General features: G+C 65.9%; 14 protein-coding genes. 9 read left to right on the forward strand and 5 right to left on the reverse strand.

What is annotated here, in order from left to right; translation table 11 throughout:
* Positions 1 to 40: 40 nt before the first annotated feature.
* Entirely contained in the window at positions 41 to 1,252 is a 1,212-nt protein-coding gene (locus HMPREF9710_RS19120; RefSeq protein WP_005669039.1) for an MFS transporter, read from the reverse strand.
* Complete coding sequence (locus HMPREF9710_RS19125) at positions 1,249 to 2,550, reverse strand: ATP-binding protein (RefSeq protein WP_005669040.1); 1,302 nt, start codon at positions 2,548 to 2,550, stop codon at positions 1,249 to 1,251. The genes HMPREF9710_RS19120 and HMPREF9710_RS19125 overlap by 4 nt, the downstream gene beginning before the upstream one ends.
* A 505-nt stretch (positions 2,551 to 3,055) precedes the next feature.
* On the opposite strand from HMPREF9710_RS19125, the gene HMPREF9710_RS19130 reads away from it, so the two are divergent.
* Positions 3,056 to 3,889, forward strand: coding sequence for a MipA/OmpV family protein (locus tag HMPREF9710_RS19130; protein WP_005669042.1), 834 nt, complete (start codon positions 3,056 to 3,058; stop codon positions 3,887 to 3,889).
* Positions 3,889 to 4,584, forward strand: a complete 696-nt coding sequence (locus tag HMPREF9710_RS19135; protein ID WP_005669043.1) for a hypothetical protein — start codon at positions 3,889 to 3,891, stop codon at positions 4,582 to 4,584. Before HMPREF9710_RS19130 ends, HMPREF9710_RS19135 begins: the two co-directional genes overlap by 1 nt.
* A gap of 52 nt (positions 4,585 to 4,636) precedes the next feature.
* Here HMPREF9710_RS19135 and HMPREF9710_RS19140 read toward each other — a convergent pair whose 3' ends face one another.
* A complete protein-coding gene (locus tag HMPREF9710_RS19140; protein WP_005669045.1) occupies positions 4,637 to 5,323 on the reverse strand; it encodes a response regulator in 687 nt (228 codons plus the stop codon).
* 229 nt (positions 5,324 to 5,552) lie between these two features.
* Between HMPREF9710_RS19140 and HMPREF9710_RS19145 the strand changes: the two genes are divergently transcribed.
* From HMPREF9710_RS19145 to frc, 3 genes are all read left to right on the forward strand, one after another.
* Positions 5,553 to 6,536, forward strand: coding sequence for a phosphatidylserine decarboxylase family protein (locus tag HMPREF9710_RS19145; RefSeq protein ID WP_005669046.1), 984 nt, complete (start codon positions 5,553 to 5,555; stop codon positions 6,534 to 6,536).
* A 672-nt stretch (positions 6,537 to 7,208) separates the two neighbouring features.
* The gene (gene oxlT / locus HMPREF9710_RS19150; RefSeq protein WP_005669048.1) at positions 7,209 to 8,531 is read left to right on the forward strand and encodes an oxalate/formate MFS antiporter; all 1,323 of its coding nucleotides are present in this window, start codon (positions 7,209 to 7,211) and stop codon (positions 8,529 to 8,531) included.
* A gap of 267 nt (positions 8,532 to 8,798) precedes the next feature.
* A complete protein-coding gene (frc, locus tag HMPREF9710_RS19155; protein ID WP_005669050.1) occupies positions 8,799 to 10,046 on the forward strand; it encodes a formyl-CoA transferase in 1,248 nt (415 codons plus the stop codon).
* On the opposite strand, the gene HMPREF9710_RS19160 is transcribed toward frc, so the two are convergent.
* Positions 10,043 to 10,966, reverse strand: coding sequence for a LysR family transcriptional regulator (locus HMPREF9710_RS19160; RefSeq protein WP_005669051.1), 924 nt, complete (start codon positions 10,964 to 10,966; stop codon positions 10,043 to 10,045). The two genes, frc and HMPREF9710_RS19160, sit on opposite strands and share 4 nt — an antisense overlap.
* A gap of 121 nt (positions 10,967 to 11,087) precedes the next feature.
* Between HMPREF9710_RS19160 and gcl the strand changes: the two genes are divergently transcribed.
* Genes gcl through HMPREF9710_RS19180 form a run of 4 tightly spaced genes read left to right on the forward strand, consistent with a single transcriptional unit; the run spans position 11,088 to position 15,533 of the window.
* Complete coding sequence (gene gcl / locus HMPREF9710_RS19165) at positions 11,088 to 12,830, forward strand: glyoxylate carboligase (protein ID WP_005669053.1); 1,743 nt, start codon at positions 11,088 to 11,090, stop codon at positions 12,828 to 12,830.
* Between the two features lie 34 nt (positions 12,831 to 12,864).
* Positions 12,865 to 13,650, forward strand: coding sequence for a hydroxypyruvate isomerase (gene hyi / locus HMPREF9710_RS19170; protein ID WP_005669054.1), 786 nt, complete (start codon positions 12,865 to 12,867; stop codon positions 13,648 to 13,650).
* 31 nt (positions 13,651 to 13,681) lie between these two features.
* Entirely contained in the window at positions 13,682 to 14,569 is an 888-nt protein-coding gene (locus tag HMPREF9710_RS19175; protein ID WP_005669056.1) for a 2-hydroxy-3-oxopropionate reductase, read from the forward strand.
* Between the two features lie 31 nt (positions 14,570 to 14,600).
* Positions 14,601 to 15,533: a histone deacetylase family protein gene (locus HMPREF9710_RS19180; RefSeq protein ID WP_005669057.1), complete on the forward strand. Its 933-nt coding sequence runs from the start codon at positions 14,601 to 14,603 to the stop codon at positions 15,531 to 15,533.
* A gap of 30 nt (positions 15,534 to 15,563) precedes the next feature.
* Here HMPREF9710_RS19180 and HMPREF9710_RS28020 read toward each other — a convergent pair whose 3' ends face one another.
* On the reverse strand, positions 15,564 to 15,719 hold the full coding sequence (locus HMPREF9710_RS28020) for a hypothetical protein (RefSeq protein WP_005669059.1): 156 nt from the start codon (positions 15,717 to 15,719) through the stop codon (positions 15,564 to 15,566).
* Between the last annotated feature and the right edge of the window lie 156 nt (positions 15,720 to 15,875).

The raw sequence follows: 15,875 nt of genomic DNA on the forward strand, positions 1-15,875 counted from the left end.
GGCGTCCCCTGCGGACGCCGTTTTTCTGTCTGGATGCGGGTCAGGTGCTTTCCAGGTGCGGACGGGGACTGCGGGCGCTCCAGCGCCGCAGGGCCACCGAGGCCCAGGCAGTCAACAGGCCGCCAACGATCAGCACCAGCCGGGTATCGATCAGCGTGAGCACGGCGCCGATCAGCGCCATCAGGATATTCGCCAGGCAAAAGATCGTGGACAGCAGAGCCATGACCGAACCCTGGCCGTGCAGCGCGAACTCGTCGGCCGACCAGGTCTGCAGGGCGGTGTTGTAGAAGGCGTGCGGTGCGCCGAACAGGACGATGCCGGCGATGCCGACCCACAGGTTGCCGAAGCCCACGCACAGCACCGCGGCGGCGGCCATGCTCGCATACCAGCCGGCGCGCAGGCGGCCCTCGACCCGGCTGGCATGGCCGGCGAACAGCGCGGCCGTGGTCATCAGCGCGCACATGCCCATGTTGACGACGGCGATCTGGCGCGCATCGTAGCCGCCCACGTCCACCAGCCACAGCGGAAAGAATTCATATAGCGCGGCGACGCCGCAGCAATACGCCAGGTGCACCGTGAACAGGGTGCGCAGCGGCGCATGGCGCAGCAGGGTCAGCGCATGGCGGTCGCGCGCCACCGCCCACCAGCGGTGCGCATGCGGCGGCGCCGGCGTGGACGGGATCGACACCAGCACGCCCAGCGTCCCCAGCAGCAGGGCGCCGGCGGCGATGTAGAACGGCAGCTCCGGGCCGAACGACATGGTGAAGCCGGCCAGCAGCGGGCCGACCAGCCAGCCCAGGTTGAAGGAGCCGTTGAGCCACGACAGCGCGTGGTTGCGCAGCGGCCCCTTGATGCGCTCGATGACCAGTGCCCGCATTACCGCGCCATTGCCCTCCAGCAGACCGGTGAAGAAACGCGCGGCCAGGAACAGCAGATACGATTCCATCACCATCGCCACGGCCGTGAGCAGGTGGCCCACTGCCGCCCCGACGGTGGTCAGGAGCAGGGCGCGGCGCCGGCCGAAGCCGTCCGACAGCGGCCCCAGGACCGCGCTGCCGATCAGCAGGCCGACCGGATTGATCATCAGCGCGATCCCCAGCAGCAGCTTGGGCGGCAGGCCGAGAAAACTGTTCAGGCCGTTGACGCCGCCGTCCGCGAACAGCGGCGCCAGCATCGGATAGGGGAGGGAGGCGCCGACGGTGGACAGCAGTCCCAGCCCGCACAGTGTGGCGATCAGCAGGCGTTCGTTCATGCCGGCAGCCTGAGCACGAAGCGGGCGCCGCCCAACGGTGAGCTTTCCACGCGCAGCGTCCCGCCGTGCAGGGCCACCGCCTTGTGCGCGATCGACAGGCCGAGCCCGAAGCCGCCGGTGGCGCGGTCGCGGCTGCGGTCGAGGCGGTAGAACGGGTCGAAGATCCGCTCGCGCTCGTCAAGGGGGATGCCGGGGCCGTCGTCGTCGACGGCGATCTCGACGCCATCCGGCGTGCGCCGCGCCGACAGCACGATGCGCCCCTGCGCATACTTCTGGGCATTGCGCAGCAGATTGCCGACCGCGCGCGCCAGCAGGCGCGCGTCAGCCTCGACCGTGCCGAGCCCGGACGCCAGTTCGCAGGCCACCGGTTGCGGCGAAGGCGGCAGGGTGGCGCAGCAATCGCGCAGCAGCGCTTCCAGCTCGACCGGCGCGCCCTGCAGCGTGCGCGTACTGTCGAGCTTACTCATATCGAGCAATTCCTTGACCAGGTTGTTCAGCTCGGACAGGTCGCCCTCCATGGCGGCGATGCGGCGGCTCAGCTCGGGATCCCTGGCCTTGGCGTCGAGCAGCTCGAGCGCGAATTCCAGGCGCGCGATCGGCGTGCGCAGTTCGTGCGACACCGAGTGCAGCAGGTTGCGCTGCGCTTCCATCAAGTCCTCGATGCGGCCGGCCATGTGGTTGATCCGTTCGGCCAGCGGATAGACGGCGTCCGACGGTTTCAGCCGGGCGCGCACCGACAGCTTGCCAGCGCCGAACTCGTCCGCCATGCGCGACAGCGACTGCAGGGCGCGCCAATGCGAGCGCGACCACAGCGCGATCGGCACCAGCAGGGCGATGGCGACGATCACGTAGCGCAGCAGCTCCATCTTGAGCGCCTGTCCTGTATCGATCGGCAAGTTCCGGGCGTGCAAGACTTCGTCCTGGCTGCCGATATAGCGTTCGCCGTCCAGGTCGACCCGCCGGTAGAACGATTTGCCGGCCACGTCGATCACGATGTTGCCCCGCTCGAGCTCGGCGCGCTGGCCGGCGCCGAGGGCATCCAGCGCCTGGGCCAGGGGCATCAGGTCGTAGCGCACCTCGGACACTTCGCGCACATTGTTCAGGCGGGTCAGCCATTCGTCGCCGGGCGCCTGGTCGACGTATTGTTCGAGCAGGAAGATCTGGGCCGCGGCCTGGCGCCGCGCGATGTCGTCCAGCGGGTCGCCGAACAGGCGCGCGAAGGCGAAATAGATGACGAAGGTGGCAGCCGTGATCGACAGCATGACGAGCACGAAGAAGCGGAAGAAGATCCGGTTCACGGGCGGGTCCTGGGTAACTGTCGGTCTGGCAGTGGTGCCGGCTGCATGGTGTCTCCTCGGGCACGAATTGTACAGGCGCAACGATTACTTTGGTGAGCCATGAGAGCGGGAGGCAGCGCGGCTTACAAATTGATGACAATTGGCCGACATCTGGAGGGTGCATGACAGGAGGCCGGGCGATTACCATCTTTCCCATCATCAGGTTTTCCGTTTGCCCACCTGATGCGAAAGTATCGGTGGGTTTTTTTATTCATAGGAATCGACCCGCACGGGCCGCGCCGCGACCATAAGGAAGCGCTTATGAGTATGGTGCGCGCGAGCAACATCGTCGAACCCGGCGCCGCGCCGGTCGGTTCCGAAGCGCCCGCGCGGCGCATAGCGCGGTTCCATGCGCTGACCGTGAACGCAGCCCGAACGGGAATGCGACGCTTGTCATAATGGGATGGGAGAGCGAAGCTTGCTCGACGTAAAATATCGACCAACGAACTCTCCGAGTACTTTCACGATGAAACCATTTTTCGCCCTGGCCCTGGCGGCTGCGAGCACCGCAGCGAGTGCGCAGACGCCGGCCACCAACCCGATGCCCGACGGCAGCCGCGACATGTACGCAGGGCTGGGCGCCGTCTCGCGGCCGCGTTACGAAGGGGCGGACAGCCAGAAGGTTTCAGCCTTGCCGGTGCTCCAGGTTCAATGGAGCAACGGCCTTTTTATTTCCGGCATGAGCGCAGGGATGCATCTGTCCAACCGCCCGACGGTCGAATACGGTCCGCTGCTGTCGGTCCACCCCAACCGTGACGAGTCCGGCACGGGGCATGTCGTCGACGGCGTCGGCGTGACCAGCTCGCCCATGCAGTTCGCACGCACCGGCAACCGCCTGGACGGCATGAAGGACGTCAGCACCCGCCTCGAAGGCGGGTTCTTCTTCAACTACTACCTGGCGCCGGAATGGCGGCTGACCAGCAGCGTGCTGCTCGGCGCGGGCAATGACCGCGACGGCGCGCGCATGCAGCTGGGCATCCAGCGCCTGGCGGTGCAGGTCGCGCCGCGGCATACGCTGTCGTTCAACGCCGGCGCCACCATCGTGAATGCCGACTACAGCCGCGCCTATTTCGGCGTCACTGGCCAGGAGTCCTGGCAAAGCGGCAATCCTCCGTATCGCCCGGGCGGCGGCCTCAAGGATGTCCGCGCCGGCGTGCGCTGGAACTGGGCGTTGAGCCCGTCCTGGATGCTGGTCACCAATGTCCAGGCCGCGCGCCTGGTCGGCAGCGTCCGCAATAGCCCGCTCGTCGAGCGGCCCACCAACGTGACGGTTTCGGCCGCCTTCGCCTACCGGTTTTGATGATGCGACGCGCACACCTCACCGCCTGCGTGACCTTGCTGCTGACGGCCGGAACGGCCGTGGCGCAATCGCGCGCCGGGGAATGGGTGAACTATCGCGACGCCTACCGCGCGATGGTGCTGTTTGACAAATACGGTGGCCCCAAGAATCTGCTGAACAATCACTTGCAGGTGTTGCCGCGCGACAAGGGCGTGCTGGGGCCGGGCGCGCAACTGCTCATGCAGGGCAAGACCGTCCAGACCAGCCTGGCGCTGGATCCGCTCGGCCGCGCCGTGCTGCCGCTGCTGAAGGCGGCCTATGACGAAAACGCGGTGTTGACGCCAAACCGGCCGCTGGGCGGCTTCACCGTGAAGCCGCGGGTCTCGCTGGCGCTGCGCGCCGACGGTTCGTACGACGTGGCCGACCTGCGCGCGGCCTGCGAGCAGGCGCTCGGCTTCGCTCGCTATGCCGACAACTCGGCGCGCGGCCGCCAATGCGTCGGCGTGCGCCTGGTGTTCCCGAAAGAGGGCGCGGCGGCGGGCGTGCGGGTGCGTACGGGCGGCGCCGAACAGGCGTTGCCGGCGGCGCGCGGGGCCGCCTTCGCGGGCGACCTTGATGCCGACTTCCCGGTCGTCACCTACCGTTTCGGCGCGCAGCCGGCGGGCCAGGTCGTCACTTACAACGCTCCGCTGGCGATCGTGCCGCTGTTCGAGTAACCGGCGCGCGACGAAAAAAAACCTGCACGGCGCAGGTTTCATGGGGAGGTCGTCAATTCCAGGCCGACGGCGAGAACAGGTAACCTTCGCCCCACACCGTCTTGATCTTTTCCGATTCGGCATCGTCGAACTTGCGGCGCAGCTTCGAGATGCAGTTGTCGATGCTGCGATCCAGGCCGTCGAATTCGATGCCGCGCATCTTCTTGAGCAGGGCGTCGCGCGACAGCACGCGTCCGGCCGCCTCGGCCAGCACCAGCAGCAGCTTGTATTCGGTATTCGACAGCACGCAGGGCTGGCCGCGCCAGACCACGCTGCGGTCGGAGGTGGCGATGCGCAGGGCGCCGAACTGCAGCACGCGCGCATCGACGCCCGACTTGGCCTGGGTGCGGCGCATCAGCGCGCGCAGGCGCGCCAGCAGCACGCGCGGCTGGACCGGCTTGTTGACGAAGTCGTCGGCGCCTTGCTCGAGGCCGGAGACTTCGTCGTAGGAGTCCTCGCGCGCGGTGAGGATGAGGATGGGCACGTCGGACTGGTCGCGAATCTGGCGGCAGACGACCATGCCGTCCAGGCCCGGCAGCATCAGGTCGAGGATCACGACGTCGGGCGCCAGTTCCTTGAAGCGGCCGAGCGCCGCATCGCCGCGCGTGACCAGTTCGACCGCGAATTCATAGCCGGACAGGTATTCGGTGACGAGCTCGGCCAGGCGCGCATCGTCTTCCACCAACATCACTCGGTACATACATTTTCTCCTTGGTCTGCCATTGTATAAGACCAAGTGTCGAATTAACACATCCTCCAGAAATAGAAGACAGTTCATTACAGTTTGACGACAATTGGGCGGGCTTGCACCTTGTCGAGATGCCTCCGGGATGGCAGGAGAGCGGACTGATCCATATCAAACAGGCGTGATCGGGCGGCAGTTAAAAAGGTGATCGTTCCATGTTGATCACCATGCCAAAGGAGACGCCGTGACGATCGCCCTGCATGACGCGCAATTCGACATCGATCCCGGCGCCGTCGATCCGCACGGCGGCTGGCTGCGCCTGGCCGACGCTGCCTGCGCCGCCAACCTGGCCACCATCGACCGGCATGCGCCGCAGGCCGGGAGCATGGCGGGCGCGCGCATCGGGGACGTGGGCGCCCTGCTGCACGGCCTGAACACGGTCCTTACCCATGCGCCGGGCTTCGTCGACGGCGAGCTGATCGGCCTGCCGTTTTCCGCCTTCCTGGCGGAGTTCGGCAGCACCGCGCGCGGCGCCGCCTTGTTCAGGCAGCCCACCGTCAGCCTCCTGATGTCGAACATCCTGACCGACTGGCACGCCTTCCTCGACAGCCCGGCCTCGAATGCGGGTTTTCGCATCGAAGGCGAACAGTGGCTGGCGCCAGACGTGAAGGAGCGCTACCGGTTCGCTCTATGGAAAAAGGATGCCGGCAAGCCGCCTTACTGGAAAAGCTGGAATGCCTTCCTGGCCCGCACCTTCGAGCATCCCGGGCCGGCGCGCGCGCCGGCGCCCGGGGACGCACGCCGGTCCGGGGACAGGCATCGCTCGCCGGCCGATCTCCTCGCATCCAGCGTGCCGCGGCAGCAGGCGCTGATCGACGATTACCGGCTGCTGGACCTGTTCGAAGGTGGCCAGGTCTTCCAGACCGACCTGGGTCCATATGACTTCCACCGCTGGTGGGCGCCGGCCGATGGCGAAGTGCTGTTCGATCCGTTCACCATTCCCGGCTGCTTCATCGGCCAGGACCGCGCGCGCGGGGTGATCGTGATCAGGACCGAGGACCATGGTCACGTGTGCTGCATCGCGCTGGGCATGAGCGAAGTCGCCAGCATCGCGTTCGATCCTGGCATGCGGCGCGGCGCGCGGGTGCGCAAGGGCCAGGAGATGGGGATGTTCAAGGGCGGCGGGTCGTCCTTCGCGCTCGTTGTCGAAAAGCCGCCCGCCGACTAGACCAACGTCCGCCCCCCCCACACAAAACAGGACGGCGGGCAGTGCGCCACGATGATTTTTCAACGACAGGCTCGCGTTGAAGGCATTGAGCGACTACAGTGTATTGATGAGCATGACGCAGTCGCACCTTCCCTGAGGCCAGGCCGCCACGCGGCGGCCAAATCAAGCCCGCCTGGCGGCGGCCCGCTAAAAACTCAAAACATAACCGCGGTCAATGATTCTCAAAATCGGCTCCAGCAACATCATCTCACTTTCACCGTTTTCCAGATCACGATGCGGCGCCGTCCGTTTCGGGCGCCGATGGTGAAAGCAGGGGAACGCAATACCTTTGCGGTCGTCCAGGGTAGCAATCTTGCTAGATGAGGAGAGCGGCAATAGCGCACATCAAAATCTGGAGAGCACTGTAGCAAGCGGCTGTCTCGCCTGGCGGGCAGGTTGGCCGCCAGGAGCATGCCGACGTCCTTTTTGCTGGCAGGGTGCTTTAACAATTTTAACTAGAAAAGGCGTAGGGGTTGGCGCGCGAGTCCATGACTCGACGTGGAGCATGCACATCACACCATAAAAATGGAGACATGAAAATGCTGGAAACCATAACCAGGCAGGCGCCCCGGGCGCCCGCATATCCGTCTGCACGTTGGGAAGAACAACACCACACCGATCGAGGAGCGCCAAATGCATAATTCATCGGCAGCCGCGCTTCAGCCACAGCAACCGGCCTCCGGCAATACGCGCTGGTTCCAGCTCGCCGTCGGCGTCGTCTGCATGATCGCCACCGCGAACATCCAGTATGCATGGACCCTGTTCGTTCCCGAAATCCAGGGTGAGTTCGGCTGGTCGCGGGCCAGCATCCAGGTCGCCTTCACGCTGTTCGTCATCGTCCAGACCTGGCTCGCACCGCTCGAAGGCTACTTCATCGATAAATTCGGTCCGCGCATGATGGTCGCCTTCGGGGCCATCTTCATCGGCCTGGCCTGGATCATCAACTCGCAAGCCACCAGCCTGGCCGGCTTCTACGCTGGCGCGGCCGTCGGCGGCATCGGCGTGGGCTCGATCTATGCCACCTGCATCAATAACGCGATCAAGTGGTTCCCGGATCGCCGCGGCCTGGCCGTCGGCCTCACGGCGGGTGGCTACGGCGCCGGTTCGGCCGCCACGATCCTGCCGATCGCGGCCATGATCGAGTCGTCGGGCTTCCAGCAGACCTTCCTGTTCTTCGGGATCCTGCAAGGCACCCTGGCCTTCGTCGCCGCCTGGTTCCTGCGCTCGCCAAAAGCGACCGAGGTCAGGAAGTCGGGCAAGCTGGTGCAATCGACGCACGACTACACGCTCAAGGAAGCGCTGAACACCAAGTTGTTCTGGCTGATGCTGGTGATGTTCGTGCTGGTGGTCACCGGCGGCATGATGGCGGTGGCGCAGCTGGGCGTGATCGCGCAAGACCTGGGCGTGAAGGAATTCCAGGTCGACCTGCACTTCTTCGTGATGGCCGCCTTGCCGCTGGCGCTGATGCTCGACCGGATCATGAACGGCATCTCGCGGCCGCTGTTCGGCTGGATCTCGGACCACATCGGCCGCGAGAAGACCATGGTCATCGCGTTCACGCTCGAAGGCTGCGGCATCATCGCGCTCGGCTACTTCGGCAGCAACCCGTACGCTTTCCTGATCCTGTCCGGCGTCGTGTTCCTGGCCTGGGGCGAGGTGTACTCGCTGTTCTCGGCCCTGGCCGGCGATGCCTTCGGCACCAAGCACATCGGCAAGATCTACGGCGTCCTGTACACCGCGAAGGGCATCGGCGCGCTGTTCGTCCCGGTCGGCAACCTGATGATGGAGGCGACCGGCACCTGGTCGACCGTCCTGTACACGGTCGCCATCATGGACTTGACCGCGGCGCTGCTGGCGATCACGGTGCTGCGACCGGTGCTGCGCAACCACGTCAGCTACTCCAGGAGTCGCTATGCCGAGGAGAACGCGGTCGGGAAAGGGCCTTTGCCTGCATGATGGCCTTGCCGCAAGCGTAGCGTGACAGGGAAAGGGGCTTCTTCGGAAGCCCTTTTTCTTGCCGATGAAACGGTATTTCAATGTCAAATCGCTATTTCATGAATCTTGACGGCGGTCATTGAGCTCGGCCGGTGCGTTTCGCTACCATCAATTGGCGTTTTGCTCTCACGCGCTGAGGCAAGCGGCGAAGTGTGCACCGCAGCGTGCATTAAGGCGTTGGCGGGAGCAGAATGCAATGGCTGAGTTAAATCTTCGGAGGAAACTGGTATGGGCAAGGCATTGGAAGGCGTTCGCATCCTCGATTTCACCCATGTCCAGTCCGGACCGACCTGCACCCAGCTGCTGGCCTGGTTCGGGGCCGACGTCATCAAGGTCGAGCGCGCCGGCGAGGGCGATGCGACCCGCGGCCAGTTGCGCGACATCGCGGGCGTGGACAGCCTGTACTTCACCATGCTCAACCATAACAAGCGCTCCATGACGCTGGATACCAAGCGGCCCGACGGCAAGAAGGTGCTCGAAACGCTGATCAGGCAATGCGACGTGCTGGTCGAAAACTTCGCGCCGGGCGCGCTGGATCGGATGGGCTTCAGCTGGGAACGTATCCAGGAACTCAATCCGCGCATGATCGTGGCCTCGGTCAAGGGTTTCGGCCCCGGCCCCTACGAGCACTGCAAGGTCTACGAAAACGTCGCCCAGTGCACCGGCGGCGCGGCGGCCACCACCGGCTTCGACGATGGCCCGCCGATGGTCAGCGGCGCCCAGATCGGCGACAGCGGCAGCGGCCTGCACCTGGCGCTGGGCATCGTGACCGCGCTCTACCAGCGTAACACCACGGGACGCGGCCAACGGGTCCTCACCGCGATGCAGGACGCCGTGCTGAACCTGTGCCGGGTCAAGTTGCGCGACCAGCAGCGTCTCGAGCGCAACGGCGTCATGGAAGAGTATCCGCAGTTCGCGGAGGGCCGCTTCGGCGAGTCCGTCCCACGCGCGGGCAATGCCTCGGGCGGTGGCCAACCCGGCTGGATCCTCAAGTGCAAGGGCTGGGAGAGCGATCCCAATGCGTACATCTATTTCATTGCGCAGGCCCAGGTCTGGCCTTCGGTCTGCAAGCTGATCGGGCGCGAGGAGTGGATCCTTGATCCCGATTACGCGACGCCGAAGGCGCGCCTGCCGCGCCTGATGGCGATCTTTGCCGCCGTCGAGGAGTGGAGCACCACGCTGACCAAGTTCGAGGCGATGGATATCCTCAACAAATACGATATCCCATGCGGGCCGATCCTCTCGATGAAGGAAATCGCCGAAGATCCGTCATTGCGCGCCACCGGCACGATCGTCGAGGTCGATCATCCCGAGCGTGGCTCCTATCTCACGGTGGGCAACCCGATCAAGCTGTCCGACAGCCCGACCGAGGTGCGCCGCTCGCCGCTGCTGGGCGAGCATACCGACGAATTGCTGTCCGAGCTCGGCTACTCTCCCGAGCAGATCGCCATGCTGCGCGAAGAGCGGGTGATCTAGGGCCGCGCCGCCGCCGGCCGGGTCCAGTACCCGGGCTGGGCGTAGACCGTTTTGAGGGTGTCGATGAAGCTGCGCACCCGCGCCGGCAGGTGGCGCTGCTGCATGTAGACCGCCATGATGTCGTAGTCGGGCAGGGCGAACTCGTCGAGCACCGTGACCAGCTCGCCGGCCGCCAGCTGCGCCTGGATTTCCCAGGTCGAGCGCCAGGCCAGGCCCAGTCCTTCGCTGGCCCAGCGGTGCAGCAATTCGCCGTCGTTGCAATCGAGGTTGCCGTTGACCTTGATGGTCACCGGCTTGCCCTCCTTCTGGAAGTACCAGCCACGCTGCTGCCCGCCCTGCAGGTTGAAGGCCAGGCAGTTGTGCTGCGCCAGTTCCTCGAGCGTGCGCGGGACGCCGCAGCGCGCGAAATAGTCCGGGGTGCCGCACACCACGCGCCGGTTGGTTGCCAGCCGCACCGCCACGAAACTCGGATCGAGCACGCCGCCGATCCTGATCCCCAGTTCATAGCCTTCGCGCACCAGGTCGACCACGTGGTCGGTGAGGTTGAACGAGATCTGCACGTTCGGATTGGCGGCCAGGTAGGCCGGGGCGTGCGGCGCCACGTGCAGCCGCCCGAACGCAGCCGGCGCCGAGACGATCAGGTGCCCGCTGGCCTGGTCGCGGCCTTCGGACACGATGGTCTCGGCCATGTCGATGTCGGCCAGCAGCCTGCGGCAATGCTCGAGGAATACCGACCCCGATTCGGTCAGCGTCAGGTGGCGCGTGGTCCGGTGCAGCAGCTTGACGCCCAGGCGGCGTTCGAGCGCGTCGATGCGCCGCCCCAGCATGACCGGGGTGATGTTCTGCCCCAGCGCGGCGCGCGCCAAGCTGCCCTTGTCGACCGCGTCGACGAAGGCCCACATCTGTTTGACCTTGTCCATCCCTGCAGTATTCCATACTCCAGGGATCGAATACACCTACTTTTTGTGTTCTTATCAGCAGCGCCGCGACGCTCTAGCATACGCTCATCGCAATCGTGCGGTGATGAACCTGGAGAGCGCAATGGCAAAGATGACAGCCGCGGAGGCAGCGGTCCTGGTGATGGAAAAAGAGGGCATCGAGGTCGCCTTCGGCGTGCCCGGCGCCGCGATCAATCCCTTCTACGCCGCGCTGCGCAAGCGCGACAGCATCCGCCACTACCTGGCGCGCCACGTCGAAGGCGCCTCGCACATGGCCGAGGGCTATACCCGGGCGAAGGCCGGCAACCTGGGCGTGTGCATCGGCACTTCCGGGCCGGCCGGCACCGACATGATCACGGGCCTCTATTCGGCGCAAGCCGATTCGATACCTATTCTTTGCATTACCGGCCAGGCGCCGCGCGCCCGCCTGTACAAGGAAGACTTCCAGGCGGTCGACATCGAGTCGATCGCCAGGCCGGTGACCAAGTGGGCGGTCACGGTGCGCGAGCCGGCCCTGGTGCCGCGCGTCTTCCAGCAAGCCTTCCACCTGATGCGCTCCGGCCGGCCGGGCCCGGTGCTGATCGACCTGCCGATCGACGTGCAGATGGCGCAGATCGAGTTCGACGGCGACACCTATGCGCCGCTGGCGCTGCACAAGCCGCAGGCCACCCGCGCCCAGGTCGAGAAGGCGCTCGACATGCTGAACGCGGCGCGGCGCCCCCTGATCACCGCCGGCGGAGGCATCATCAATGCCGACGCGTCGGCGCTGCTGGTGGAGTTCGCGGAGATCACCGGCGTGCCGGTCATCCCGACCCTGATGGGATGGGGCGCGATTCCCGACGACCATCCGCAGATGGCGGGCATGGCCGGCCTGCAGACCAGCCACCGCTACGGCAATGCGACCTTGCTGGCCTCCGACTTCGTGATGGGCATCGGCAACCGCTGGGCCAACCGCCATACCGGCGGCATCGAGGTGTTCACCAAGGACCGCACGTTCGTGCACATCGATATCGAACCGACCCAGATCGGGCGCGTGTTCGGGCCGGATCTCGGCATCGTGTCCGACGCCAGGGCCGCGCTCGAACTGCTGGTGGAGGTGGCGCGCGAGTGGCGCGCGAGCGGCCGCCTGCAAGACCGCACCGCATGGCTCGAGGAATGCCAGGAGCGCAAGCGCACCATGCTGCGCAAGAGCGACTTCGACACCGTGCCGGTCAACCCCTTGCGCGTCTACCACGAGATGAACGCCTACTTCGGACGCGAGGTGCGCTACGTGGCCAGCATCGGCCTGTCGCAGATCGCCGCCGCCCAGTTCCTGCACGTGCACCACCCGCGCCACTGGATCAACTGCGGCCAGGCCGGCCCGCTGGGCTGGACCATCCCGGCGGCGCTCGGCGTGCGCGTGGCCGACCCCGACGCCGACATCGTCGCCATCTCGGGCGACTACGATTTCCAGTTCCTGATCGAGGAACTGGCGGTGGCCGCACAGTTCAAGCTGCCCTACATCCACGTACTGGTGAACAACGCCTACCTCGGCCTGATCCGCCAGGCCCAGCGCGGCTTCGAGATGGATTACTGCGTCCAGCTGGCGTTCGAGAACGTCAACGCGCCCGAACTGGAAGGGTATGGCGTCGATCACGTCGCCGTGGTCGAGGGCCTGGGCTGCAAGGCGCTCAGGGTGTTCCGGCCCGACGACATCATCCCCGCCTTCGAACGTGCGCGCGCGCTGATGCAGCAGTACAGCGTGCCGGTGGTGGTCGAGATCATCCTGGAGCGCGTCACCAATATCGCGATGGGCACCGAGATCGATGCGCTCAACGAGTTCAATGAAGTCCTGGACGTCAAATAACGCCAGCACGGGAGACCGAGATGAGGAGACTGCCATGACCAGACTTGCCGCCAACCTGACCATGCTGTTCAACGAAGTCGATTTCCTCGACCGCTTCGAGCACGCCGCCAGGGCGGGCTTTCGCGGCGTCGAATTCCTGTTCCCGTACGCCTACCGGGTCGAGGACATCGCCGCCCGGCTCGACGCACACCGCCTCGAGTTGGTGCTGCACAACCTGCCGGCCGGGGACTGGGCCGCGGGAGAGCGCGGCATCGCCTGCCATCCGGGACGCAAGGCGGAATTCCAGGACGGCGTGGGCGCGGCGATCGACTATGCCAAGGCGCTGGGCGTCAGACAGCTCAACTGCCTGGCGGGCATCGTGCCGCCCGGCGTCGCGCTCGAAGAGGCCTATCTCGCGCTGGTGTCGAACCTCGACTTCGCCGCCGGCCAGCTGAAACGCGAGGGGATCCGCCTGCTGGTCGAACCGATCAACACCTTCGACATCCCGGGATTCTTCCTGCACGGCACGCGCCAGGCGCTGGAGCTCATCGGCGCGACCGGCTCCGACAATCTGTTCCTGCAGTACGACATCTATCACATGCAGCGCATGGAGGGCGAGCTGGCGGCGACGATCAAGGCCAACCTCGGCCTGATCCGCCACATCCAGCTGGCCGACAATCCGGGCCGCTTCGAGCCGGGCACGGGCGAGATCAATTACCGCTACCTGCTCGGCATGCTCGACGAGATCGGGTATGACGGCTGGGTCGGCTGCGAGTACAAGCCCCGGGCCGGCACCGCCCAGGGCCTGCGCTGGATCGGCGAGCACGGCCTGCAGGCATAGGGTATCGCACACCATCACACTGGAGACCATCATGACGAAAGTAGGATTCATCGGCCTGGGCATCATGGGCGGGCCCATGGCCGCCAAGCTGCAGGAGGGCGGCTGCAAGCTGTACCTGCACGACCTGAAAAATCCGCCGCTGGCCCTGATCGAGGGCGGCGCCACCGTCTGCACCAACGCCACCGAGGTGGCCAAGCGCGCCGACATCATCATCGTGATGGTGCCCGACACCCCGCACGTCGAGGAAGTGCTGTTCGGCGCCGACGGCGTGGCCGCGGGCCTCACGCCGGGCAAGATCGTGATCGACATGAGTTCGATCTCGCCGATGGCCACCAAGGAGTTCGCCAAGAAGATCAACAAGCGCCAGTGCGACTACCTCGACGCGCCTGTGTCGGGCGGCGAGGTGGGTGCGCGCGCCGCGACGCTCACCATCATGGTGGGCGGCGCGCAAGAGGCGTTCGACCGCGCCCGGCCGCTGTTCGAGCTGATGGGGAAGAACATCACGCTGGTGGGCGGCAATGGCGATGGCCAGACCACCAAGGTGGCGAACCAGATCATCGTCGCGCTGAACATCCAGGCGGTGGCGGAGGCGCTGCTGTTCGCCTCGAAGGCGGGCGCCGACCCGGCCCGGGTGAGGCAGGCGCTGATGGGCGGCTTCGCCGCCTCGCGCATCCTGGAAGTGCACGGCGAGCGCATGGTCAAGCGCACCTTCGCGCCGGGTTTTCGCATCGAGCTGCACCAGAAGGACCTCAACCTGGCGCTGCAGGGTGCCAAGAGCCTCGGTCTCGCGCTGCCGAATACCGCCAGCGCGCAGGAGCTGATGAATTCCTGCGCCGCCCACGGCATGGCCCAGCTCGACCATTCGGCGCTGTGCCAGGCGATCGAGCGGATGTCGAACCACGCCATCGCCGCGGCCTGAGGCAGCGGCGTGGCGCCAATGGAGGCAGCATATGGATACCTGGGTGTTTCATCATCCGGCCTGCCTGGCGCACGAGCCCGGGCCAGGCCATCCTGAAGCGCCGCAGCGCCTGCATGCGGTCATGCAGGCGCTGCGCCAGCCGGAATTCTCGCGGTTGGCCTGGCGCGAGGCGCCGCTCGGCACGCGCGACCAGGTCTTGCTGGTGCATGGCGAAGAGTATGTGGACGCGATCGCCGCCGCGGCGCCGCGCAGCGGCCTGGTGGCGCTGGACGGCGGCGACACATTGATGTCGCCCGGCAGCTGGGAGGCGGTGATGCGCTGCGTCGGCGCCGCTTGCGCCGGGGTCGATGCGGTGGTGGCGGGCGAAGCCGCCAACGTGTTTTGCGCGACCCGGCCGTGCGGCCATCACGCCGAGCCGGAACGGGCGATGGGCTTCTGCATCTTCAACCAGGCCGCCATCGCCGCCGTCCACGCGCTCGAGACGCATGGCCTGCAGCGCGTCGCCGTGGTCGATTTCGACGTCCACCACGGCAATGGAACGCAGGCCGCATTCTTTCACCGCCCACAACTATTCTTCGGCTCGAGCCACCAGTCGCCGCTGTATCCGGGAACCGGCGCGGCGGGCGAGACGGGAGCCAGCGGCAATATCGTCAACCTGCCGCTGCCGCCGGGCTGCGGCTCGGCGCTGTTCCGGTCCACGGTGGCGAGCGGGCTGCTGCCCGCCTTGCGGCGCTTCGCGCCACAATTGATCGTGATGTCGGCCGGGTTCGACGCGCACCGCAGCGATCCCCTGGCCAGTATGGCCCTGGAAGACGAGGATTTCGCGTGGATTACGCGTGAAGTGATGGCGATCGCAGCAGAGGTGTGCGAGGGCCGGATCGTGTCGATCCTGGAAGGAGGCTACAGCGTCGAGGGGCTGCAGGGCGGCAGCGCGGCGCACGTGCGTGCGCTGCTGCAGCGCTGAAGGGTGTTGCGCGGGGCTGGCCCCGGGAAATTACAGGCCGCAACCGTAGTAGGCCGGGTCCGAATCCTGGCCGGTGTAGCCTGGCTCGAGCTTTTCGCGCAGGTTGAGCGTGAGGAAAGCGACGATGAGCGACAGCAGCGAGTGCGACGGGGCTGCGAACGTGGTTTCGGCTGGTGCGTTGATCATGACTGGCTCCTGAAAGTTGGTTTGTGCAATGCAGTAAATATAGGGACTACTTACCGGCGCTTCCAATTTCGAGTGCTGATACCAGTTATGCTGCTCGTGAATGTTGCTCTATAAAAACCGGCATTTATGCGTGATCTCTACCGCGGCCCGCGTGGT

Source organism: Massilia timonae CCUG 45783 (assembly GCF_000315425.1).
GTDB classification, from domain to species: domain Bacteria; phylum Pseudomonadota; class Gammaproteobacteria; order Burkholderiales; family Burkholderiaceae_D; genus Telluria; species Telluria timonae.

What these genes read in the sequence shown, in the direction of transcription:
- frc (WP_005669050.1), top strand. Translation starts at nt 8,799, where the DNA reads ATGGGCAAGGCATTGGAAGGCGTTCGCATCCTCGATTTCACCCATGTC.
- HMPREF9710_RS19160 (WP_005669051.1), bottom strand. Translation starts at nt 10,966, where the DNA reads ATGGACAAGGTCAAACAGATGTGGGCCTTCGTCGACGCGGTCGACAAG.
- HMPREF9710_RS19130 (WP_005669042.1), top strand. Translation starts at nt 3,056, where the DNA reads ATGAAACCATTTTTCGCCCTGGCCCTGGCGGCTGCGAGCACCGCAGCG.
- HMPREF9710_RS19140 (WP_005669045.1), bottom strand. Translation starts at nt 5,323, where the DNA reads ATGTACCGAGTGATGTTGGTGGAAGACGATGCGCGCCTGGCCGAGCTC.
- HMPREF9710_RS28020 (WP_005669059.1), bottom strand. Translation starts at nt 15,719, where the DNA reads ATGATCAACGCACCAGCCGAAACCACGTTCGCAGCCCCGTCGCACTCG.
- HMPREF9710_RS19180 (WP_005669057.1), top strand. Translation starts at nt 14,601, where the DNA reads ATGGATACCTGGGTGTTTCATCATCCGGCCTGCCTGGCGCACGAGCCC.
- HMPREF9710_RS19175 (WP_005669056.1), top strand. Translation starts at nt 13,682, where the DNA reads ATGACGAAAGTAGGATTCATCGGCCTGGGCATCATGGGCGGGCCCATG.
- hyi (WP_005669054.1), top strand. Translation starts at nt 12,865, where the DNA reads ATGACCAGACTTGCCGCCAACCTGACCATGCTGTTCAACGAAGTCGAT.
- HMPREF9710_RS19120 (WP_005669039.1), bottom strand. Translation starts at nt 1,252, where the DNA reads ATGAACGAACGCCTGCTGATCGCCACACTGTGCGGGCTGGGACTGCTG.
- HMPREF9710_RS19135 (WP_005669043.1), top strand. Translation starts at nt 3,889, where the DNA reads ATGATGCGACGCGCACACCTCACCGCCTGCGTGACCTTGCTGCTGACG.
- gcl (WP_005669053.1), top strand. Translation starts at nt 11,088, where the DNA reads ATGGCAAAGATGACAGCCGCGGAGGCAGCGGTCCTGGTGATGGAAAAA.
- oxlT (WP_005669048.1), top strand. Translation starts at nt 7,209, where the DNA reads ATGCATAATTCATCGGCAGCCGCGCTTCAGCCACAGCAACCGGCCTCC.